19 protein-coding genes are annotated in these 22,076 nt (G+C 54.2%); 12 read left to right on the plus strand and 7 right to left on the minus strand.

The window, feature by feature from the left end; genetic code table 11:
- Positions 1–51 precede the first annotated feature (51 nt).
- Entirely contained in the window at positions 52–1,233 is a 1,182-nt protein-coding gene (locus MPAL_RS05185) for a bifunctional 5,6,7,8-tetrahydromethanopterin hydro-lyase/3-hexulose-6-phosphate synthase (protein ID WP_012617703.1), read from the plus strand.
- Positions 1,234–1,493: 260 nt separating this feature from the next.
- On the opposite strand, the gene MPAL_RS14320 is transcribed toward MPAL_RS05185, so the two are convergent.
- Entirely contained in the window at positions 1,494–3,338 is a 1,845-nt protein-coding gene (locus MPAL_RS14320; protein ID WP_012617704.1) for an alpha/beta fold hydrolase, read from the minus strand.
- A 251-nt stretch (positions 3,339–3,589) separates the two neighbouring features.
- Here MPAL_RS14320 and MPAL_RS05195 point away from each other — a divergent pair, with 251 nt between their 5' ends.
- The gene (locus MPAL_RS05195; RefSeq protein WP_012617705.1) at positions 3,590–4,216 is read left to right on the plus strand and encodes a hypothetical protein; all 627 of its coding nucleotides are present in this window, start codon (positions 3,590–3,592) and stop codon (positions 4,214–4,216) included.
- A gap of 232 nt (positions 4,217–4,448) precedes the next feature.
- Here MPAL_RS05195 and MPAL_RS05200 read toward each other — a convergent pair whose 3' ends face one another.
- Positions 4,449–5,588 carry a hypothetical protein gene (locus MPAL_RS05200; protein WP_012617706.1) on the minus strand — a complete coding sequence of 380 codons (1,140 nt, stop codon included), beginning with the start codon at positions 5,586–5,588 and terminating at the stop codon, positions 4,449–4,451.
- 284 nt (positions 5,589–5,872) lie between these two features.
- On the opposite strand from MPAL_RS05200, the gene MPAL_RS05205 reads away from it, so the two are divergent.
- Complete coding sequence (locus MPAL_RS05205; protein ID WP_012617707.1) at positions 5,873–7,525, plus strand: DEAD/DEAH box helicase; 1,653 nt, start codon at positions 5,873–5,875, stop codon at positions 7,523–7,525.
- Positions 7,526–7,767: 242 nt separating this feature from the next.
- On the opposite strand, the gene MPAL_RS05210 is transcribed toward MPAL_RS05205, so the two are convergent.
- Positions 7,768–8,070, minus strand: a complete 303-nt coding sequence (locus MPAL_RS05210; protein ID WP_148208145.1) for a zinc-ribbon domain-containing protein — start codon at positions 8,068–8,070, stop codon at positions 7,768–7,770.
- 128 nt (positions 8,071–8,198) lie between these two features.
- Between MPAL_RS05210 and MPAL_RS05215 the strand changes: the two genes are divergently transcribed.
- From MPAL_RS05215 to MPAL_RS05255, 9 genes are all read left to right on the plus strand, one after another.
- The gene (locus MPAL_RS05215) at positions 8,199–9,365 is read left to right on the plus strand and encodes an NAD(P)/FAD-dependent oxidoreductase (RefSeq protein ID WP_012617709.1); all 1,167 of its coding nucleotides are present in this window, start codon (positions 8,199–8,201) and stop codon (positions 9,363–9,365) included.
- Between the two features lie 193 nt (positions 9,366–9,558).
- Positions 9,559–10,206, plus strand: a complete 648-nt coding sequence (gene cbiM / locus MPAL_RS05220) for a cobalt transporter CbiM (protein WP_048145201.1) — start codon at positions 9,559–9,561, stop codon at positions 10,204–10,206.
- Positions 10,199–10,531, plus strand: a complete 333-nt coding sequence (locus MPAL_RS05225; protein ID WP_012617710.1) for a PDGLE domain-containing protein — start codon at positions 10,199–10,201, stop codon at positions 10,529–10,531. Before cbiM ends, MPAL_RS05225 begins: the two co-directional genes overlap by 8 nt.
- A 27-nt stretch (positions 10,532–10,558) precedes the next feature.
- Entirely contained in the window at positions 10,559–11,392 is an 834-nt protein-coding gene (locus MPAL_RS05230) for an ATP-binding cassette domain-containing protein (protein ID WP_012617711.1), read from the plus strand.
- Positions 11,389–12,204 (plus strand): cobalt ECF transporter T component CbiQ, encoded by an 816-nt coding sequence (gene cbiQ / locus MPAL_RS05235; protein ID WP_012617712.1) that lies wholly within the window; start codon positions 11,389–11,391, stop codon positions 12,202–12,204. Before MPAL_RS05230 ends, cbiQ begins: the two co-directional genes overlap by 4 nt.
- A gap of 129 nt (positions 12,205–12,333) precedes the next feature.
- Complete coding sequence (locus MPAL_RS05240; protein WP_012617713.1) at positions 12,334–12,642, plus strand: hypothetical protein; 309 nt, start codon at positions 12,334–12,336, stop codon at positions 12,640–12,642.
- 159 nt (positions 12,643–12,801) lie between these two features.
- On the plus strand, positions 12,802–14,799 hold the full coding sequence (locus MPAL_RS05245) for a DNA topoisomerase subunit B (RefSeq protein ID WP_012617714.1): 1,998 nt from the start codon (positions 12,802–12,804) through the stop codon (positions 14,797–14,799).
- Positions 14,789–17,305: a DNA gyrase subunit A gene (gene gyrA / locus MPAL_RS05250; protein WP_012617715.1), complete on the plus strand. Its 2,517-nt coding sequence runs from the start codon at positions 14,789–14,791 to the stop codon at positions 17,303–17,305. Before MPAL_RS05245 ends, gyrA begins: the two co-directional genes overlap by 11 nt.
- A gap of 106 nt (positions 17,306–17,411) precedes the next feature.
- Positions 17,412–17,822: a secondary thiamine-phosphate synthase enzyme YjbQ gene (locus MPAL_RS05255; protein ID WP_012617716.1), complete on the plus strand. Its 411-nt coding sequence runs from the start codon at positions 17,412–17,414 to the stop codon at positions 17,820–17,822.
- On the opposite strand, the gene MPAL_RS05260 is transcribed toward MPAL_RS05255, so the two are convergent.
- The 4 genes from MPAL_RS05260 to MPAL_RS05275 all read right to left on the minus strand — a co-directional run bounded on the left by MPAL_RS05260 (position 17,819) and on the right by MPAL_RS05275 (position 21,774).
- Positions 17,819–18,412: a hypothetical protein gene (locus tag MPAL_RS05260; RefSeq protein WP_012617717.1), complete on the minus strand. Its 594-nt coding sequence runs from the start codon at positions 18,410–18,412 to the stop codon at positions 17,819–17,821. The two genes, MPAL_RS05255 and MPAL_RS05260, sit on opposite strands and share 4 nt — an antisense overlap.
- Before the next feature lie 168 nt (positions 18,413–18,580).
- Positions 18,581–20,071, minus strand: coding sequence for an MFS transporter (locus MPAL_RS05265; RefSeq protein WP_012617718.1), 1,491 nt, complete (start codon positions 20,069–20,071; stop codon positions 18,581–18,583).
- Positions 20,072–20,288: 217 nt separating this feature from the next.
- Positions 20,289–21,149: an alpha/beta fold hydrolase gene (locus tag MPAL_RS05270; protein ID WP_012617719.1), complete on the minus strand. Its 861-nt coding sequence runs from the start codon at positions 21,147–21,149 to the stop codon at positions 20,289–20,291.
- 124 nt (positions 21,150–21,273) lie between these two features.
- Positions 21,274–21,774 carry a hypothetical protein gene (locus MPAL_RS05275; protein WP_012617720.1) on the minus strand — a complete coding sequence of 167 codons (501 nt, stop codon included), beginning with the start codon at positions 21,772–21,774 and terminating at the stop codon, positions 21,274–21,276.
- Between the last annotated feature and the right edge of the window lie 302 nt (positions 21,775–22,076).

Consider the following 22,076-nt stretch of genomic DNA (forward strand, 5'->3'; position numbering starts at 1 on the left):
GTTTTTTTAATACTGTCTTCCTACAATACAGGCAGGAACGTGGGGAGATCTATGTATCAGATAGGTGAAGCACTCGTCGGCGATGGCGCAGAACTCGCGCACATCGACCTTATCATTGGAGAGAAGTCAGGACCAGTAGGGATCGCGTTTGCGAACGGACTGTCCCAGCTATCGGCAGGGCACACCCCGCTGCTGGCTGTGATCCGGCCGAACCTGCTGACAAAGCCAGCCACGCTGATCATTCCGAAGGTCACTCTGAAGAACCAGACGCAGGTAACCGAGATGTTCGGCCCGGTGCAGGCCGCGATCGCCAAGGGGATTGCAGACTGTATCGAGGAGGGGACATTCAAGGAGTACGACATCGAGGACCTCGTGATCCTGGCATCGGTGTACCTCGCCCCTGAAGCGAAGGACTATAACAAGATCTACCGCTACAACTATGGGGCCATTAAACTGGCGCTGAACCGCGCACTCGAAGGGTTTCCCCCCGAGAAGACGATCCTCTACGAGAAGGATCGCGGGGCACACGCTGTCATGGGATTCAAGGTCCAGAGGCTCTGGGATGCCCCATATCTGCAGGTCGCTATGGACCTTGTGGACATGGGCAAGGTCGCGAAGGTACTCAAGGAAGTGCCCGACAACGACCACGTGATCATCGAGGCCGGCACCCCGCTGATCAAGCGGTTCGGTCTGAGTGTTATCAGTGAGATCCGGAAGCTCCGGCCGAACGCGTTCATCATCGCGGATATGAAGATCCTCGACACTGGGAACCTCGAGTCAAGGATGGCCGCCGACGCCTCTGCCGATGCTGTCGTGATCTCCGGTCTCGCCCCGGCCTCGACGATCGAGAAGGCGATCGAGGAGACCAAGAAGACGGGTATCTACTCGATCATCGATATGCTGAACGTGCCTAACCCGGTCGAGCTGATTGCATCGCTGAAGATCAAGCCCGACATCGTCGAACTGCACCGTGCCATCGACTGCGAGACCTCCTGCCATGCCTGGGGCGACATCGTGGCCATCAAGAAGGCCGCAGGCGGCAAACTGCTGGTCGCGACGGCTGGTGGGGTCCGTGTCGAGGTCGTCAAGGAGGCACTCGCATCAGGAGCCGATATCCTGGTCGTCGGCAGAGCGATCACTGCGAGCAAGGACATTCGCCATGCTACCGAGGAGTTCCTTGAGCAGCTGCACAAGGATGAGATCGACCAGTTCAGGGTCATGACCGATTTCTGATCGGTCATTGTAACTTTTTTTAGGTTTTTAACCTGTCAATGTGCAGCCCTCGAACTGAATGTGCTGCGTTGCAATCGGTTTATCGTTCACCTAATTCAGATGATCGATGCTCGTTGTCATATACTGGTGGTCGGTTTAAATAAAACTACAAAAGAAGAAGGTATTTCTGAATCTGTGGTAGGGGTGATTTATGCTGGTTTGGACATTTTCTGAGGGGAATGTGGTATTTTTCAGTGTAATCTGTTAGATGGTGAATCGAACTATCCCACCAACTGCCTGATTGCATCAGTCACTGCGTCCGGCCGGTCGAGCTGAAGTGAGCGAGTGGTATTCTGGATCGTCATCACCTGCCCGTCGGCTGAGTTACCGACGAGACCGCGTTGCAGGTTCCGGAACGTTCTGTATCCTTCCGGTACCGACCCAGATCCCTCTGTTTGCAGAGCAGGGTCTGTGGAGAGAAGTATCCTGACCGGTACCCCGAGATGCATCCCGTTCAGTTCGGACCTGACCGTGGTGAAGAAGCGATCGGTTCCCTTCCATTCATCGATCTGTGCCAGGGTGAACGCTGGGTGGGACACGATCAGGGCCCTATCGGTCTGCTGGTCCTGAAGCGAAAGATGTGGACTCACGGTGACCAGTCCCGGGTTTCTGGCGAGGTATCCACTGTCAACCGCTCCAACTCTCTTTTCAAGCGCCAGGACCAGATCCGTGATCTGCTGGTGCCTGACCATGGAGTAATCAGCGTTGCTGCTGAATTCGTTCTCGACTTCTGGTTCGACCAGGACCAGCCCGGCCACCTCTGCCGGGTACCGGTGGGTGAAGAGTCTCATGATGGTCGCCCCCCGCCCCTGCCCGATCAGCAGATACGGTGGGGGGAGGCCGGCATTGTGAAGGGCGAGATGCAGGTCCGAGACATCGGCCGTTGCATTCGCCGGTCCAGTCCTTGGATCAGACCAGCCCAGCCCTGCCCGGTCGACTGAGACCGCAGTGGTGAACTCGCCAACCTCCTGCTGGACCTGTGCCCACGAGAGGGCAGAGTCCCCGGTGCCGGCCTCCATCACCACCACCGGCCCGCCGATCCCGGATGTCTGCAGCGCAATTCGCCGACCGTCCCCGACGTCGACCCTGTGCCCGGTTCTGACCGAGGCCCCGGACGCCCTGTCGAGGGCTACCAGGGCATGCAGATGGTTCGGCGAGGGACCGAGTGCAGGAACCGGGGAGACGTTTCTGGCCTCAGTCACCAGGGTCTGCTCATCGGTCAACCACCGGTTTCCACCGGCGATCACCCGATCGGTGCAGTTTACGATGCTGAGCCCGGCCGGGCTCCCACCTGCCGCATTGTTCAGGACGAGCGTCCTGCCAGTTTCTTCGAGGTACACCGCGGCTATCTGGTTGCCATAGAGCAGGTTCGTCGTGATCATGTTCTGCATTCCGCCGCTGATGGCGATCCCCGGGTACTGGTTCCATGCGGCCTGGCAGTTGTTGATCGTCGTCTTGTCGCTCTGCTCAAGGAATATTCCGTTTAATCGATTCTCTGAGGCAGTGCAGCGATCAATGATGGTCCCGGTGGCATTGAGTAGATACATTCCAACATCCCCGTTTTGAAGGGTTTGCGTTTCTGTCAGCCGGCATTTTGTCGATTCATTGATGGCGATCCCGGGTAACCCGTTCTGGAGGGCCTGGCAGGAATCGATGCTGATCCCACTGCACCCATCGAGGAGGAACCCGTTCTCTGTGCAGTTCACGGCAGTCACCCCATTGATCCGGCCTGAACTGATCGACTGGAATCGGATGCCGGTGCCCCACGATCGAACTGACAGGTTCCGGATCGTCACGTTCTGTTGTGCTCCCTTCACGACAACACCGACTGATCCCTGTGATGAGGTTCCAACCACCTGATATCCGCCCCCGTCGAGGAGGACATCTGAACTGCTGATCACGATCCCCTGCTGACCCCCGCCTACTGGGTCATGGTCAAGGATGTACTGACCGGGGGCGGTGATCATCAGGGGGCCGTCCCCCTGTCCTGCTGCCGGGACCACAAGCAGACAGAAGACGAGAATGAGAAGACCCATGGAGGGGCCTGAAAGAAACATATCGTTCATGTCCCTTCCTCATGGACCAGCGTGACACCATCGGTACATATCCGGTCATCCTGAATTCTGTCCTCCCTGGCCGATTCGCCTCTCATCTCCTCACTATCCGTCTGCCACCACACAGATTGTCCATCCGATCACCTGCACTGGTGAGTGATATCATCAACTAACTAGATAAACCCGGCGAACTGTATCTTCCGAAGGTCTTACTGAGGTGATCATGATTATATGTTCAGGCACAGATCATTGATCAATTCACTATGTCTCTCATAACGCCAGAAACTTCAGCCAAGGTCGCTCTGTTTGTCTTTTGTTCCGGTATCGTCCTGACCCTGGCTCATACTCTCCCGGATATCGCACCGCTGCTGCTTCGAGCCGGTTTCTTTCTGGGGGTCATTTCCTATATCTGGGATGCCCTTCGCTTCTGGTATTATGGGAACTGGTGGTTCTCTGCCCTGATGATCGGGGTCCCACTTCTCTTCTCCCTTATCTCGTTCAACACCTCTGGGTTTCACCTGGGTGAGCAGATGGCCTTCATCGTCCTTCCCTGGATAATGGGTATCCTACTGGTGCTCTTTATTCTCAACCTGTTACATCGGGCTCTCCGTCCACGGAGGGATTCAGTCGCTTATCTGTCCTACCTGCATGAGCACCCGAGTTTTATCTGGGCGTTAATCGGTCTGGTTGTGATCGGCAGTCTCTGCCTGGTCGGCACCCTGTATCGGGACGATCCCTCCCTTTTCACTCAGAGCTCGGTGAACTGGTCTGTACCGTTCGTGCAGCCGCTGGTGATTCAGACTAATCACCAGCTGCCTGGTATAACCAGCACAATCTCCGGCCGTTCCTCCCTGAATGATCAGGTTCTGATATCTTCGCTGTTGACGTGATGGTTCTTCTTTTGGTGAGGGGTGGATCAGATGGGGAGAACCGATATCCTGCTCACGACATTATCTTCTATCTGTTTGTGAGATCGGTATCCTGGTAGGTTGACAAAATTTTTCGATACAAACGAACGGTCCTGCTCTTCAATCTGACGATCGTTGATTGGTCAGAACCTGTTGGAGAGATGGGCTGGGGAATTCCCGGTGATTGGTAAAAAAAGAAAAAGAGATGATGTAATTATTCGTTCTTTCTCTGCCGTGCAGCGATCAGAGCAACCCCTGCCAGTGCTGCAACACTCAACAGGCCAAACATCGACCCTGATTTCTTTGCGGTTGTGGTGGTGGTGATCGACGTGTTGTTTGCTTTAAATGAAGAGTCCTTCTGGATTCCAAGGTTGTTCTGAGTCGGTGGAATCGTGGTCTGCGAGGTCTCGATCAGCGAATTGAAGTTCGTAGAACTGGCTGAACCAGAACCGTTTGGGTTATAGTTCTGGCTCTGACCGCTGTCTGCGACAAAGGATTGGAAACTCATGTTGCCATTGTTCTGAATACCAGATGAACTGTTCTGATAGACTGACTGGTATGTCTGGACTGTCTGATACACCGTCTGGTTCGATGTATTGGTTACTGGAGGCCAGACCGTTGCAACCGTACCCGGAAAGAGTGTCGGGATTGTGGTGGCCGCTGCCGGCGAACCGGACGAGGCGCCCTGTTGAAGTCCCTGCTGTGCAGCCACGGTCACCTGTTGACCGGGGAGTGGCCAGCTCTGCTGCTGGGTCGTGGCCGGCCAGGTCTGGACCGTCTGAGTCACTGGAGCCAGGGTGACATTCTGCTGGACGGTTGGTGTTGTGGTAACGGGCAGGACAGTGGTCTGTGTGAGTGTTGGAATCGTACCGTTGAGCGCATCGCCGGCGATAGTTATCGTCGTGGCCTTCACATCGGTCTTGCCGGAGATATCGTTCCCTTCGAGATCGTTCATACTGTGAACCCGAACCTTTGGTGTGGTCTCACCTGGGCCGATTGCGACGAACGTAACCACAGCCATATCATATTCTCCATTCTTGAACCCGTTGGTGGAATCAGCCAGCATCAACTCGAGGGTACCCTTGCCATACTGTTCTGTAGATGTGGTATGGCCGACCTGAAAATCGGTCTTCATGTACTGGAGCATGGTGCCGTCCCAGTCGAGTACGAGGTCCATATCAGATGCTAATGGGTTCAGATTGTTGTCCACGGCGATCGTTGCGGTCACTACATCGCCCGTGTTCACATGCTCTGGAGCGGCGACTTTGAACATGGCCATGCCGCCTGCACTGGCCATTGTGATACAACTGATCATTACCAGCCCGATGATCAGCAATGATCTGTACAGTTTCATGGCTGCAGCCTCCTTAGAGAAGCAATACCGAGGGGACGTATATCATTCATAAGAGTAAGTTTGTTAAGTCCATGCAGATAAATGATTGCAGTCATACATCCTCACAGCGCCGCGCAGACACTTAAATATCAGTATCAGGGGTTGAATTGCCCCTTTTTCATCAGGATATACTCTTCCCGGGCGGCGCTTCCATTGTCCCTACCTGGCCATTCGGGATAGGTCCTCTAATGGCCTGGTTGGGGCCTGCTCTGCAGGGGCAAGATGGAAGTAGCAGGAGGACCAGTATGATAAGGAGAAGAGGTACTGTGAGCGATACAATAGAGAAGATATCCAATACTGATACGCCGGCCGAACCTGTTACCAATGCATTCGAGGCACTGGGTATCTCAAAAGAGATCCAGAGAGCCATCGTTGATCTCGGGTTCGAAGAGCCGACCCCCATCCAGCAGATGGCGATCCCCCTGATTCATCAGGGATTTGATGTGATCGGCCAGGCCCAGACTGGGACTGGTAAAACGGCGGCTTTTGGAATACCAACGCTAGAGAAGATTGATCCCCTGGATAAACATGTCCAGGCTCTGATTCTCAGCCCAACCCGTGAGTTGACCATCCAGATCGCCGAGGAACTGAGCAAACTGGCCCGTTACCGACGCGGGATCGCGATCCTACCGATCTATGGCGGTCAGCCTATCGAGCGGCAGTTCGATGCTCTCAGACGGGGCGTTCAGGTCGTGATCGGAACCCCAGGCAGGGTCATGGACCATATGCGTAGGGGAACGCTGGTCTTCGACCACGTGAAGACCGTGGTCCTCGACGAAGCGGACGAGATGCTGGATATGGGCTTCCGGGATGATATCGAACTGATCCTCAAGACGACGCCGTCAGACCGGCAGACCACGCTCTTTTCAGCTACGATGTCGCAGCCGATCCTGGAACTGACCAAGCGGTTTCAGAAGAGCCCGAAGATGGTCAAGGTCACCCACAAGGAACTGACGGTCGCGGCAGTTGAACAGATCTACTACGAGGTTCGCGAATCGCTGAAGCTCGAGGCGCTGGCCCGCCTGCTCGATATTTACAATCCGAAACTGACCCTGATCTTCTGCAACACCAAGCGGCGGGTCGATGAACTGGTCGGACAGTTACAGGTCAGGGGATATGCTGCGGAGGCTCTCCATGGAGACCTAAAGCAGTCACAGCGCGACCGGGTGATGGGCAGGTTCAGATCCGGTGGGATCGATATCCTGGTCGCGACCGATGTCGCAGCCCGTGGGATCGATGTCGACGATATCGAGGCGGTCTTCAACTACGATATTCCGCAGGACGAGGAGTATTATGTGCACCGGATCGGCAGGACCGGACGGGCCGGCAGGACCGGGCGTGCGTTCACCTTCGTCTCGGGTAAGGAGATCTGGAAAATCCGGGATATCCAGCGGTACACCAACACCCGCGTGATCCAGGCCCAGGTGCCGACCCTCTCGGATGTCGAGGAGATCCGGACCACACTCTTCATCGACAAGGTGAAGACGATCGTCGATGCAGGTGGGCTTGAAAAGTACGTCTCGATGATCGAGAAACTGATGCGTGACGACTACGCTTCGCTTGATATCGCAGCAGCACTGCTGAAGATGCGGATGGAGCGTGATACCAAGGAGGAGACCGCCGCCGAGCCGGACTTCAAGAATACCGGTGCCGAGGCTGGCATGGTCAGGTTCTTCCTCAATGTCGGCAGAAACCACAATGTCCGGGCGAAGGATATCCTCGGTGCGATCGCTGGCGAGACCGGGATTCCTGGAAAGTCTATCGGTGCGATCAACATCTTTGACAGTTACTCGTTCGTCGAGGTGCCGCTTGAGCACGCAAAGACGGTCTACCAGATCATGAACAAGAACCAGATCAAAGGGAATACGATCAACATCGAACCCGCAAACCAGCGGTAATTCCCCTTTTTTAGAGTTGAACGCAACATCTTCGACCAATCGTTAGATGAAAAATTATAGAATACTGGTCTATTCAAGGATTAACTGCGTGAAAGACCTTCGATGAATTCAGCGAATTCTTCTCTCATCCGATTTCCCCTATGGGTGAACTGGATATTTACGAAAACCTGGTATGTATCAATTTTCAGGATTTCGCTATAATGGTGTAGCATTCGCGATGAAGACTGAAAAAAATTAAAAATTTACCGGTACCTGCTATCCAGATGCCGGATCAACACCAGTCCGACAGCGCCGATACCGACGAACATGGCTGCCTGTAGATAATATCCTGCACCGAGAAGAAATGTTGCTAACCCAAGACCGACTATTAGCCCGACCGGCATACCAAGAACCACATTCCACCGGACATTCCCTGGTTTTGGGTTGTGGGGGATTAGCATCCTGAGTGACGAGTCCAGGTGATCGAGCCGTCTGCCACATGCCTCGCAGTAATTCTTTCCTTCAGCGACTGGTTTACCACAGTTATTGCAGAACGGTATGATCAAACCTCCAGATATCTTTCTCGTCTCAGACAAGGATTAACCTTCCGTATCTTTAGTATCTGAACGCTGTTTGAAACAGGCACCGCCCCTATCTATCCATCAGGGCTATTATCCCCTGGGCCGTATATCCCATGAAGATGATGAAACCCTATGATGTGGTGGTAGTCGGTGCCGGACCGGCAGGGACTGCAGCGGCTGCATCCTGTGCCGCAGCCGGCCTCTCAACGCTGGTGATTGAGGAACACGGGACGATCGGGTATCCGGTCCAGTGTGCCGGTCTCCTCTCGGAGGCTGCCTTTGCCGAGTGCCGGGTATCAGAACGGCCGGTGCTGAACACGGTGCGTGGCGCCCGGATTGCTTCGGATCTTGGTGGTTCACTCCTTTTTGATGCAGGAAAAACCAAGGCTTTCGTGGTCGATCGGGGTTTGCTCGACCGTGAGATGGCAGTCGCCGCCGCAGATGCAGGGGCCGAGTTCATGCTGAAGACCGGGTTCACCAGTATATCGGGGGACAGAGTCATGACCTGTGGGATCCATGGAGAACAATCGATTGGGTATCGCCTCCTGATAGGGGCCGACGGTCCGCGGTCGATGGTGACACGATCGCTCGGCCTGCCCCGTGCTCAGACCTATCTTTCAGGGATTCAGGCAGACCTCGCGGTGGCTGATCCGGTTGACCCCAGGTTTGTCGAGATCTATCCGGACGCTTCTCCTGAGTTCTTTGGCTGGCAGATCCCGCTCGCACCCCGGAGGATCCGGGTCGGGCTCTGTGGAACCTGCGGGGTCAGAGAGAAGTTTGAACGATTCCAGGCACGATTTCCGGGTTCGTGCCTGCATCTGGTTACCGGTACGATCCCGCTCGGTGTGATTGGGAAGACCTATGGTAAACAGGCTCTGATCGTCGGAGATGCGGCAGGGTTTGCAAAACCGACCTCCGGTGGCGGGGTCTACACTGGTATCCGTTCCGCCCGTCTGGCTGCAGAGACTGCTATCGCCTGTATTGAGGAGGGGCGGTTCGATGACGCAGCCCTGAGCAGGTATGAGAAGGCCTGGCAGGACGATTTTGGAAAGGAACTGGCAGTCGGGTACAAACTGATCACCGCACGCCAAAAAATGACCAGCCTGGAGATCGATCAGATTCTCCGGGCGATGAACGACCCCTCGATCATCGAGTCGATCGTCAACTTTGGGGATATGGACCGCCCCTCGGCGCTGATCCGAAAACTGATGTTGAAACCCGCGCTCTGGGGGGCGATGAAGATACTGCTCAATTCAGGGATTCGACAGATCTTTGGGTGATCCCTTTCTTCATATCTCTAATGGGCTACTTCCGGATACAGGGGGACCTGTATCTTTGAAGTATCAGGTGCATTTTGAACTTATTTTAAAGAATATTACAAATGAATTTTGTTCTTGTAAAATTATAAATAGCAACATTATTTAATCATTTGATGTTACATTGTATCAAATTAGTATTACTTGATGAGGTGAAATCACGCACATTCCAGACGCATTCATACCGATTGATCAAGGCGTAGTCTACTGGATCATTGCTCTGGTCTTCGTCGCTCTGGCTCTCCGCTGGGCAAAGAACGAACTGACTGAAGAGAAGATACCCCTGGTCGCGGTGTTAGCTGCCGGGATCTTTGCGATCATGGCCTTCAACCTCCCGGTTACGATGGGGACGAGCGGGCATCTGCTCGGTGGGGCGCTCGCAGCGATCCTGCTCGGCTCCCCGTTCGCTGCGGTCTTCATCCTTTCGATGGTGCTGATCGTCCAGGGAGTGATCTTCGGTGACGGTGGGCTTACCACGATGGGTGCGAATATCATCAACATGGGTGTGATCGGCGGGTTCGTCGGGTTCTACTCTTTCCACGGGCTGATGAGAGTCACCAAGAGTTTTAACCTATCAGCCTTCATCGCAGCCTGGCTCGCCTGCTTTATCCCGGCGCTTGCCTGTGCACTTGAGCTGTTTATTGCAGGCACGTTCCCCCTGGTACCAGGGATGATTGCAATGGGTACCTACCATGCCGCAATTGGTCTCATCGAGGGAGCGATCACCGTCGTGGCTCTGCATCTCGTCATGAACGCTCGTCCTGATATTGTTGTGACGCAACAGGGGGCGCCTCTTCATGGATAACCGTACCTTTCTTATTGCAGGGATCTTCGTGGCAGTACTGATTGCGGTGGTCGCAGTCTTCCTCGCTTCGAGCGATCCCGATGGGCTGGAGAGTACAGCCCTGATCATCCAGGGGGATAAGACCCTGACTGGTGATACCCCACAAGGTGCCCAGGTGAACGAGGATGTCCCCGACAGGTTCGTCTATGAGGCGCCGATGAAGGATTACTCACTCGGTGGCCGTCTCGGGTCGACCGGTGGCATCATCGCAATGGTATTAGGTGTGCTTCTCTCCCTTGGACTCGTCCTTGGGGCGACAAAGATACTTGCACGTCCAAATAGATAGAAGACCAATTCTTTTTTGAGTTCTACCATGCACCTGATCGAAACCAGAAACCTCTCGTACCAGTACACATCCAGCCGAAAGGCCCTCGACGGTGTCAACTTTTTTGCCCCCCGGAATTCTCGGATAGCCGTGATCGGTTCGAACGGTGCCGGCAAGTCGACCCTCTTTCGGCACTTCAACGGGATCCTGACACCGAGCAGCGGTCAGGTGCTGGTCAGAGGCGAACAGATCACCAAGAAGAACCTGAAGGAGATTCGAAAGTTCGTCGGCCTGGTCTTCCAGAACTCGGATGATCAGATCTTCTCCCCGACTGTCGAACAGGATATCGCATTCGGGCCGACCAACCTCGGCCTCGATACAGAGACTGTGGAGCACCGGGTCAGTTCTGCACTCAAGATGCTTGGGATCGAGCACCTTCTGGATCGCGTTCCGCACCATCTATCGGGCGGGGAAAAGAAGCGGGTTGCCATCGCCGGTGTGATCGCGATGGAACCAGAAGTGCTGGTGATGGACGAGCCGACGGCCGGCCTCGATCCCGAAGGGAGGGACGATCTGATCCTGTTCATGAACGATCTCGTCAAGACCTATGGGATGACGGTGGTCTTCTCGACGCATGAACTCGACCTGATTCCTTCAATGGCGGATTACATCTACGTGATGGACAAGGGCAGGATCTGTGCACAGGGGACCGTTGAGGAGATCTTTCTGCAGGAGGACCTGCTTCGACGTGTCCACCTGACGATGCCGGTGCTTCCAAAGTTGATCCGAACCCTGCAGAACCAGGGAATCGAGATTTCGATGGCCTATACCTACGAGGAGGCTGAGGCGGCCTTTTTGGAAGCTTTCAACGGACGAGCATGATCGAAGAACTCTTCGCCATCGAAAAGGAGGCGTTCCGGGAAAGCCCGCTTCACCGACTCGATGCCCGCGTGAAACTGATCATGACATTTGCAGCCATCATCGCTCTGGTCTCCTATCCGATCTCCACCCCGGTGTACCTGCTCGGTGCTGTCTTCGCTCTTTTCTACCTGGTACTCTGGGTGATCTCGGGCCTCTCTCCGCTGGTATATCTGGCCCGGCTGCTACTGATCCTCCCGTTTGGCCTCTCGATCATGGTGCTCCAGGTCTTCTTTCCGAACCGGTTCTTCCCTGGCACCGATGCACTCTTCTCCCTTCCGTTCGGAATTACGGTCTATGCGGGGTCAGCGCAGTTCGCCCTGATCCTGTTTGTGAAGTTTCTGCTCTGCATCTCGTTCATCATCCTGCTCTCGTCGACGACCAGGATGCAGGATATGCTCGTCGGTGCCCGGAGGCTTGGCTTCCCCTCTGAGTTCACGCTGGTCATGGGGATGATGATACGGTACCTGTTCGTCTTCGGGCAGATGTTCTTTCGGATCAAAAACGCGCTTGAAACCCGGTGTTTCAACGCGTTCGATCGGTCGCTGCCTTACCGGTACCGGTTGCGACAGTTGGGCTACACGATCGGGACGATGTTCATCCGCTCGTACGAACAGGGGGAGCGAACCTACGTCTCGATGCTCTGCCGGGGATATGGTAAGGACGCGTTCCTCTTCGTCCCGCCAAAGTCTCTTCAGGTAGGTGAGTGGCTGGCGCTCATCGTCGGGCTTCTGGTCGTGATTGTAGCACCGGTCGCGGTGTATCTGTTCCATTGAAATTTGGAATCACCTGATATTCAATGATCCATCGAAAGGGGATCTGGTTCCAGTCGCCCAGAGCCAGTTCCTGTTGGCGAACTGATAAAAACCAAAGCATATTTCTAGGGCGGAACTGTATCTGCATCTATGACGAGTAAGTTTGGACATGGGTTTGTGGTGAACCTGGTACTGATCGGACGACATCTGGCTCTCCCCCCGGAGCAGGCCTTCCTGGGCCTCGCCGATCACCTGGACCAGATGGTTCTACCGGATCAGTTCAGGGGAACCGGCGTTGAGACACTGTACGATCAGATGCGAAAACGGATCCTCTGGCATCAAGCCGGGTCTATCGATAAGGAGGAATTGCCCGAGGTGAAACGGCTCTTTGATCGACTGATCGTAGCCGTCGACCAGGGGCTTGGTATCCATGATGCCGACCTTGGATCGTTTGCCTGATCGCAGTATGTCAATCGGTGCGCAGCGTGCATGATTTCATCAAAAAGCTCCCATTTTTTCGTACACTGACCTGGATAGCGAAGTATAAGTGCTTTTAATAACAATATATAGTCGAACAGAATAGTCCATTTCTGGACGTTTCTTTTACTGAGGTCTTCCATGACAGAATCCTACGATGCATCTCATATTACTGTACTGGAAGGGTTGCAGCCAGTCCGCGAGCGCCCTGCGATGTACATCGGCAGTACCGATACCCGGGGGCTTCACCATCTGGTCTATGAAGTGGTCGACAATGCGGTCGATGAGGCGCTTGCAGGTTTCTGCGACCTGATCAGCATCACGATCAACCGGGACGGTTCCTGTACGGTGGATGACAACGGCAGGGGAATCCCCGTCGATAAGATGCAAAAGAACGGGAAGAGCGCCCTTGAGACGGTTCTGACGATCCTCCATGCTGGCGGCAAGTTCGACAAGAACACCTACCAGGTTTCTGGAGGGCTGCACGGCGTCGGTGTCTCGGTCGTGAACGCCCTCTCGGTCTCTCTCGTCGCCGATGTCTTCCGCGACGGAAATCGATACCGGATGGAGTTCGCACAGGGGAAGGTGGTCTCCCCGCTAAGTGTCCATAAAGAGACGCTCTCTGAACTGCTTGAGCGGTACCGGCGGCGGTACAGGAGCGAACCCCCACGGGAGGTGGAGACAAAAGAAGCGCTCTTTGCGGACGAAGGGGCAAAACTGAGCGGAACGATCATCACCTTCCAACCGGACGATTCGATCTTCGAGACGGTCACCTTCGACTATGATGTCCTGGTCCACCGCCTCCGAGAGATGGCATTCCTGAACCGTGGGATCACCATCAGAATCACCGACCTCCGGTCCGGCGACAAGGACGAGTTCCACTACGATGGTGGCCTCCGCGAGTTTGTTCAGTACCTGATAGATGGCCGGGAGGTGCTCCATCCTGATGTGATCGACCTCTCTCGAAAAGACGAGGAGAACAAGCTCGAGGTCGAGGTGGCTCTCCAGTACACCCAGAGTTATACCGAGACGGTCTACACGTTTGTGAACAGTGTTAACACTCGTGAGGGAGGGACCCATCTAGAAGGGTTCCGGAGTGCGATCACGAGGGCCATCAACAACTCGGCACGGAAGGCCAACCTGATCAAGAACAACACCCTGACCCTCCGGGGCGAGGATGTCCGTGAGGGGTTGACCGCCGTCATCAGCATCAAGCTGGCAAACCCACAGTTCGAAGGGCAGACCAAGATGCGGCTTGGCAACTCCAATGTGCGGGGGATTGTCGATTCGCTGGTCTATCAGTCGCTCTCTGAGTATTTTGAGGAGAATCCAAAATCCATCGCAGCAATCTTTGAAAAGGCAACCGTGGCTGCACAGGCCCGTGAGGCGGCTCGGAACGCCCGTGAACTGGCCAGAAGAAAGAGCACCCTGGAGTCATCAGGGCTGCCTGGAAAGTTGGCAGACTGTTCGGAGCGGGATCCGGCCAAGAGCGAGGTCTATATCGTCGAAGGGGACTCTGCAGGGGGCTCTGCTAAGCAGGGCCGGAATCGGCGGTTCCAGGCCATCCTCCCCCTGAGGGGGAAGATTCTGAATGTCGAGAAGGCCACCCAGCATAAGATGATCAAGAGCGTGGAGATCCAGGTGCTGATCTCGGCTATCGGGGCCGGCATCGGGGACAGGATGGACGCAAACCGGGCCCGGTATCATCACATCGTGCTGATGACCGATGCCGATGTGGACGGGGCTCATATCCAGACCCTGCTGCTGACCTTCTTCTACCGGTACATGCCCGAACTGATCGAACGCGGGTACGTTTACATCGCCCAGCCTCCGCTCTTTCGGATTGCAAAGGGAAAACAGGTGCGGTATGTCTACCGTGAAGAGGAGATGCAACAGATCTCTGCAGAGTTCGGGGACAAGGGTGTGACCGTCCAGCGGTACAAGGGCCTTGGTGAGATGAACGCCGATCAACTCTGGGAGACGACGATGAATCCTGATACCAGGGTCTTAAAACAGATCCGGATCGAGGATGCCGGCTATGCCAACGAGATCTTTGAGAAACTGATGGGAGAGGATGTGAGCGCCCGGAAAAATTTCATTCTGCGGCATGCCAAGGAGGTGACCAACCTTGACATCTGAGCCGGTCGTCGAGAAGATCATCCCCAAGGTGATCCCGGTGAACATCGAGGATGAGATGAAATCCTCGTATATCGATTACGCAATGAGTGTGATCATCGGCCGTGCAATCCCGGATATCCGGGATGGGCTCAAGCCAGTCCATCGCAGGACACTCTACGCGATGTGGGAGGAGGGGAACACCTCCGACAAGGCGTACAAGAAGAGCGCCAGGGCCGTTGCGGGCACGATGGGTAAGTACCACCCACACGGGGATGCCTCGATCTATGATACGCTGGTGAAGATGGCCCAGCCATTCAGTTATAGAATTCCGCTCGTCGACGGCCAGGGAAACTTCGGCTCGATCGACGGCGACTCTGCTGCGGCGATGCGATACACCGAGGCCCGGCTGACCCGGTATGCTGAGGAACTGCTGGCTGACCTCGACAAGAAGACGGTCGATTTTACTCCGAACTTCGACTCCTCCACCGAGGAGCCGACGGTACTTCCGTCCAAGGTCCCGAACCTGCTTGTCAATGGGACGAGCGGGATCGCGGTAGGTATGGCAACGAACATGCCGCCTCACAACCTCCGCGAGGTCTGCTCTGCAGTTGAGATGACGATCAAAAACCCTGACTGTACAGTCGAGGACCTGATGCAGGTGATGCCGGGTCCGGACTTCCCGACTGGAGGGTTGATCACCGGCACTGAAGGGATCGTCAGTGCCTATCATACCGGGTATGGAAAGTTGACTGTTCGTGGTGTCGCTGAGATCGAGGATGTTGAGACCAAAACTCCCAAGATCATCATCTCTGAGATCCCGTACCAGGTGAACAAGGCCAGGATGGTCGAATTGATTGCGACCCTAGTCAAGGAGAAGAAGATCGAAGGGATCTCCGATCTCCGTGATGAATCAGATAGGGACGGCCTCCGTGTGGTCGTTGACCTCAAAAAGGGCGTAATCCCGACGGTGGTCCTGAACCAGCTGTACAAGCACACGCCACTCGAGTCCACGTTCGGGATCATCAACCTGGCGATCTCAGATAACCAGCCCAAAGTCCTCGGCCTAAAAGCGATAATCTCCGAGTTCCTGCACCACCGTGCGACCGTTGTACGCCGGCGCTGTGAGTTCGACCTGAAGAAGGCCAAGGACCGGCTGCATATCCTGCTCGGGCTGTTGGTCGCCCTCGATCGGATCGACGAGGTGATCGCAACGATCCGGCAATCGGCCTCATCAGAGGCCGCACAGAAGGCCCTGATCGCGACGTTTGGTCTTACCGAGCCACAGACCGTCGCGATTCTGCAGATGCAACTCCGCCGGCTCGCGGCCCTTGAACAGGCCAAGATCCGTGACGAACGAGACTCGCTTGCCCATGTGATCGCCGAACTTGAACGGATTCTCTCGTGCGAGGCGAACATCTATGAAGAGATCAGAAAGGAGATCGTGGATGTCGGGGAACGATACGGCGATGACCGGCGGACTGAGATCACCTGCAGCCAGACGATCCTGGAACGGGAGGACCTGATCGAGGACAAGCCGGTGTTGATCTCCATCACCACCCAGAACTATATCAAGCGACTCCCCCTCGAGACCTACCGTATGCAGCGGCGGGGCGGTCGGGGAGTCATCGGGATGGCGACCAAGGATGAAGACTCGGTCGAGGACATCTTCGTCGCCTCGATGCATGACTACCTGCTCTGCTTCACCACCGACGGTCGGGTCTACTGGCTGAAGGTCTACAACATCCCCGAGGCCTCTAGGACCAGCAAGGGGAAGGCGATCGTGAACCTGCTCGAGCTGCAGGATGAACTGATCACAGCGGTGATCCCGATCCGGACGTTCAGACATGACCGGTACCTGCTCTTCTCCACCGAACAGGGGCAGGTCGTGAAGGTTCCGCAGGACCAGTTTTCCCGACCGAGGAGCACCGGGATCAATGCGATCTCACTCCGCGAGAATGATTCGCTCGTGGATGTCAAACTGACCGATGGTACCAAGGAACTGATCCTTTCGACGCGGAAGGGCCAGTCCCTGCGGTTCCATGAACAAACCGTCAGGACAGTGGGCAGGAACGCCAGCGGGGTCCGTGGGATCAAGTTGAAGTACGGTGATCTGGTGCAGGCCGCGACCGTCGTGGAGAAAGATCACCTGTTGACGATCACTGAACTCGGGTATGGCAAGCGGACTGAGTTCGACGAGTTCCGCGGTCATGGCCGGGGCACGATGGGAGTACGGAACATCCTGACCGCCCCGCAGAACGGAGTCGTTGCGACCAAGGCGGTCAGCAGTGATGATGAGATCGTCGTGATGAGTGCCCTTGGGAACGTGATTCGGATGAAGGTATCCGATATCTCGGTCCAGAAGCGGTCAGCCCGTGGTGTGCGGATCATCCGGCTGGACGAAGATGACCGGGTGGTCGGGCTGGCGGTGCTGCAGCAGGAGATCCTCTCTGCTTCGTTCGATGACGAGGCGGAAGAGCCGGTTGTCAATGATCCGGATGTCGAGGAGCAGTCCCTCCTGGATCTTTAAGGCAACCCTTTTTTTTGTGTCCTCGCCGGCATGTTCTTCTCGTTTTCGTTTTAATGGTGCCGGCCGTTAGTGTGGTGTTATATTCTGGTGCCGCCCACGGACCGTTATGTACCAACGAACAATCCTGCTGTCAACCTCTGGAGAGGGAACAGTGATCGATCTCTCTGTCGATGTCGCTGCTGTTGTCGACGAGAGTGGTGTATCTGATGGACTGGTCTCGCTCTTTGCCGTCGGCTCGACGGTTGCCCTGACGACGATCGAGTACGAGCCGGGGGTGCTCGAAGACCTGCGGGATGCGCTCGCACGGATTGCGCCGGCTGGGATTTCTTATGCTCATGACCGGGCCTGGGGTGACGGGAACGGCCGCTCTCATCTGAAGGCGGCACTCATCGGCCCATCTCTGATGGTCCCGGTGAGCGGGGGACGGTTGATGACCGGGCACTGGCAGCAGATCGTGCTGCTGGAACTGGATACCCGGCAGAGCAGGGAACGGTCCGTGGTCGTGACTGTCTTTTAGAGGGGTCGGCCGAACCAGGTACCTCCGACATACAGTTCACTCGTTCTGATGGAGGGGGTGAGCAGGTGAAGAAGCAACGGTGCAATCAGCAGAGTGATCAGGGCGTTCCCAGTAAACCAACTGATGGCTGTTGCTGGGGCGGCAGCTCCGGTGATAAGGCCACTTAAGTACAGGGTTCCAACTCCCCAGAGCGCACCTGTGATGTTGTTCACCAGCACCCCGAAGACAAGGAAGATGCGTGCATCCCGCCAGGTCTGGAGTGAGATATCCGCATGCAACAGTTGGAATGCAATGAGTGGAATCAAAACCTGAAGCAGGTCTCCAATAGACCAGTACAGGTTAACCCCGGCAGGAACCCCTCCCAACAGCCCTGCTCCGATGAAGCAGCCCCAATAGGCCGCAAAGGCTCCCCCCATCCCAAACCAGAGCGTGAAGACGATCATGAACGCGACGCTCAGGTACAGGGACGAGACTCCGGTTGAGGCCGGGGAGATGAAGACCATGAACTTTGCAATCAAGGCGTCGACCAGGGTGAGCAGCAGAACAAAGGCGACGAGCACCGGGATGGGAAGAAGGGACTTCTGGGGCATGTGATGATCATCAATGGGGCAGTATTGTGTATTATCTCTGCTGCCGGTTCAATTCCTCCGGTAGTTCTTTGGATAAAGCATGAGTTGTCTGTTTTCCAGATATCCCTGGGAGAAGAGCGCGGATACCTGAAGCAGTGTTCTTTCCCTTTTTTCATGGAAAAAATGTTTTTAGATTGTACTATTCAGAGCATCCTCATCGGTGCCTGACTGGTAGTCCGGGTGCACTTCCTGTCGTGCGAGCAGGGTGAGGATGAGGATGATGACCGCAATAACCAGTGAGAAGAAGAAGGCAAGGTCAAAACCAGCAGTAATCAGGTGCAGTTTGATGTTAACCGGTGCGCTCTCCGTGATCCCCCGGTTGTCAGCAATTGCTGTGATCCCCTGAATAAAGACCAGGTTTGCAAAAGCAATCCCCAGGGTCAACGGTGCGAATCGTTCAAGGCTCGTGAGGCTGGAGACCATCCCCTGGTATCGCTTAGCAACCGAGTTCATGATCATATTCGATGCCGGTGTGATCATCAGGCCAAGGCTGAAACCGAGCACGAGCAGACAGAGAATCACAAATCCGATTGAGGTGTCGACCCGGAGGAGGGTCATCATAAAATAACCGGCAACCAGGAAGATCCCCGAAGCGATGCAGAGTATCCTGCCACCAACCCGGTTATACAGCGCTCCTGAAAGAAGGCCGGAGACCATCATGGCAACCGATAGGGCGGTAATTATCATCCCTGCATCTGAGGAACTGAACCCTTTGATGTACTGAAGATAGAACGGGAGCAGGTAACTGATACCGGCAAAACTGAAGAAGACCAGCGAAAGGACAAGATTGGTCATCAGGAAGTTCTTGTTTTTAAAGAGACGGAGTTCCAGCAGAGGGTCAGCGGTCCTGAGTTCGTGCCATACAAAGTAACCGAGTGTAATGAGAGCGAGGGCAAGGGAACCGAGGATCACCGGGGAATCCCACCCAAGCGACTGCCCTTCTGAAACCGCAAAGAGCAGTGCAGCGAGGCCGGTGAAGATCAACAACGCGCCGGCTCTGTCAAAGCCGGCATTTTTATTGTGGGGCTGAGTGGTGGGAATAACACGTAACCCCAGTATGATTGCACAGATTCCCACCGGTACGTTGATGAAAAATATCCAGTGCCAGGAGATGTACTGGGTGAGGACTCCACCGATGGTCGGTCCGATGGCGGTCCCGAGTGCAGCGACGGTCATAACGATTCCCATCGCTTTTCCTTTCTGCTTCATGGGGATGTATGCAGCGATCATCGCCGGCGCAATCGCTGTTATCATGGCACCGCCTATTGCCTGGAATGCACGTGAACCGATGAGCGCGAAGAATGAAGATAGGAGGTCCGGGAGCAGACCGCATAAGAACGATCCCAGGGTAAAGATTACAAATCCTGATAGGAACATTCTTTTAAACCCGACACTGTCCGACAACTTACCGAAGATCAGGACGCAGCCAGCCATCACCAGCAGGTAAATGGTCGCAACCCAACTCACGGTACTCGAAGAGATATTGAACACCGAAGAGATGGTCGGCAGGGCGATATTGACGATCGTTCCGTCCAGTGACGACATGAACGTTGCGAGGGAGATGGAGAGGATCAGAAGGTTCAATCCTTTCTGATCCGTTCCCTGACTGGTACTTTCCATGGTAGGTATAGGGTGGTGGGATAAAAAAAGAGAAGGTATTTTTTGTATAGGATTTGTGGTTGACTTCAATTCCTACCGATTAGAACCTGGTCGAATCATTCTGGAAAATTTGCTGTTTCTGTTCTATGTTATAGCCCTGATTATCGCTCTCTCTTCCCGTATTCCGCTCATCTCTCCGGAACTCAGAGGTGATATTAAAAAAATGGGGTTTATGGTGTTATTTGTTGAGGGGGGACTCATCCATACCGAGGAATGTGAGTGCGTTCTCTCCGTATTCAACAGGTGCGTAATGGGATCCGACATGTGGGAGATCCTTGAACCGGACAAGCCATGATCCATTGATCTGCCCCGCCATCTGGACGGCAACTGAATCTGGAGTCAACACATCTGCGGTACCCACAACCAACATGACATCCTTATGAATACTGGAAAGATTGTCATAGGACCCGTTCCATGCAAGGTTTGCCTGTGCTTCTTCCTGGATGCCCTGAGGCAGGGATGTATTGACGGCGGCCGAATCGATGGCGTTGAATAGTTTTTTGGTTTCAGGGAGCCGTATACTGTATGATACGGAATCCAGGACCAGTTTTCGTACTCGTTCAGGATGATCGATGACCAGTTGCTGGGAGATGGTGGATCCCATCGAGACTCCGTATACGTGCATACTGTCATAGCCGAGAGCACTCATCAGTGCAGCGGCATCATCTGCATACTGGGGAATGGAGGGTGTCGCATTATTGTCGCTACTGTACCCCATCCCCCGATGGTCATAGATATAGACATGGTACTTCGAGGCAAGGATGCCGATGAAGGTCTCGTTCCAGTCACCCATGGTATTTCCGAATCCAGTGATCATCAGGAGCGGTTCACCGGATCCGAATTCACGGTATCCCAATTTGACCCCGTTGACATCTGCATACTTGACGGGTGTCGCGTTGAATGATACAGCCTGGTGTTGTCCGACGGCGACTGTCTGACCTGCGGTCTGACCTGTGCCGGATGTCCCAATACATCCGGCTGTGATAAGAAGACAGATGGTGAGAGCAAGTGCCAGGGTTGATAAATGTTTTTTGTTCATGAAAAATCTCCGAAACCGATTGATTATTATAATAAACTGGGATTATAATCTGTTTATGCCGGATCTAATAATTATTTCTGACCCCTCGGTTTGAAAATTTTGGTTTGAACAAGAAAGAACAGGCTTAAACTCCTGCACAGAATTCAAGTGTGAGCAGGACTACGCTACCATCTTTTCGAGTAGAGACTAAAAGGCGTGCTGTCTCTTCTGATTCTCCATTCTTCCGAATGATGTCTGTCGGACGTCGGTTTGTCTGCGTCCCGGTTTTGTATGTTTCATTTACGGACGTCCTGATTGTACAATCGGGACAGTTTGGAGTCTTCCCGCAACCCTCAGGAAGAAACGCATTGATACATTCAAGGACATCTCCACAGATGTGTCCTGTCGTCTCTTCAATTGGTTTATTGACGGCTGCGAGGGCAAGAGAGTTCGCCGCAATAATGTTGACATCCTCATCAACGAGAAATACGGGAGCCTCGAGCATATTGAGGAATTTCTTGAGATTGAATCCGTATTCAGTGAGAATTCTCGTGTAGCAGTATTTACAAACACCATGGCTAACTTGGTCTTCAGCAGATCTCCCCGGACTAATGACGGTATTACAAAATGAGCAGATAATTTTCATCCCAGGCAACGTGTGTATCTATAAAAAATTTGATTTATTTATAGATATTGTCTGAGAGTTTTTGAAGTTAAACAATGAATTCGTGCATTTTTGAGATATTATGGATTCCCGCCCCTGAAATTGAAATCTTCATCGTGCTAAAATAAAAATACCCCTTCTTTCTGGAGATTATACGAACGGAGAAAGAGATGAGTCCTGGATATTTTTTCTATGACGGGTATCAAAAAAAGAAAAAAAAGTTCAGACGTGTCTGTATTTAAAACTGCACGATCCTGTCCCTGTATGGGGAAGAGTTGATGTGT

This window comes from Methanosphaerula palustris E1-9c, from assembly GCF_000021965.1.
In the GTDB taxonomy this organism is placed as follows: Archaea; Halobacteriota; Methanomicrobia; order Methanomicrobiales; family Methanospirillaceae; genus Methanosphaerula; species Methanosphaerula palustris.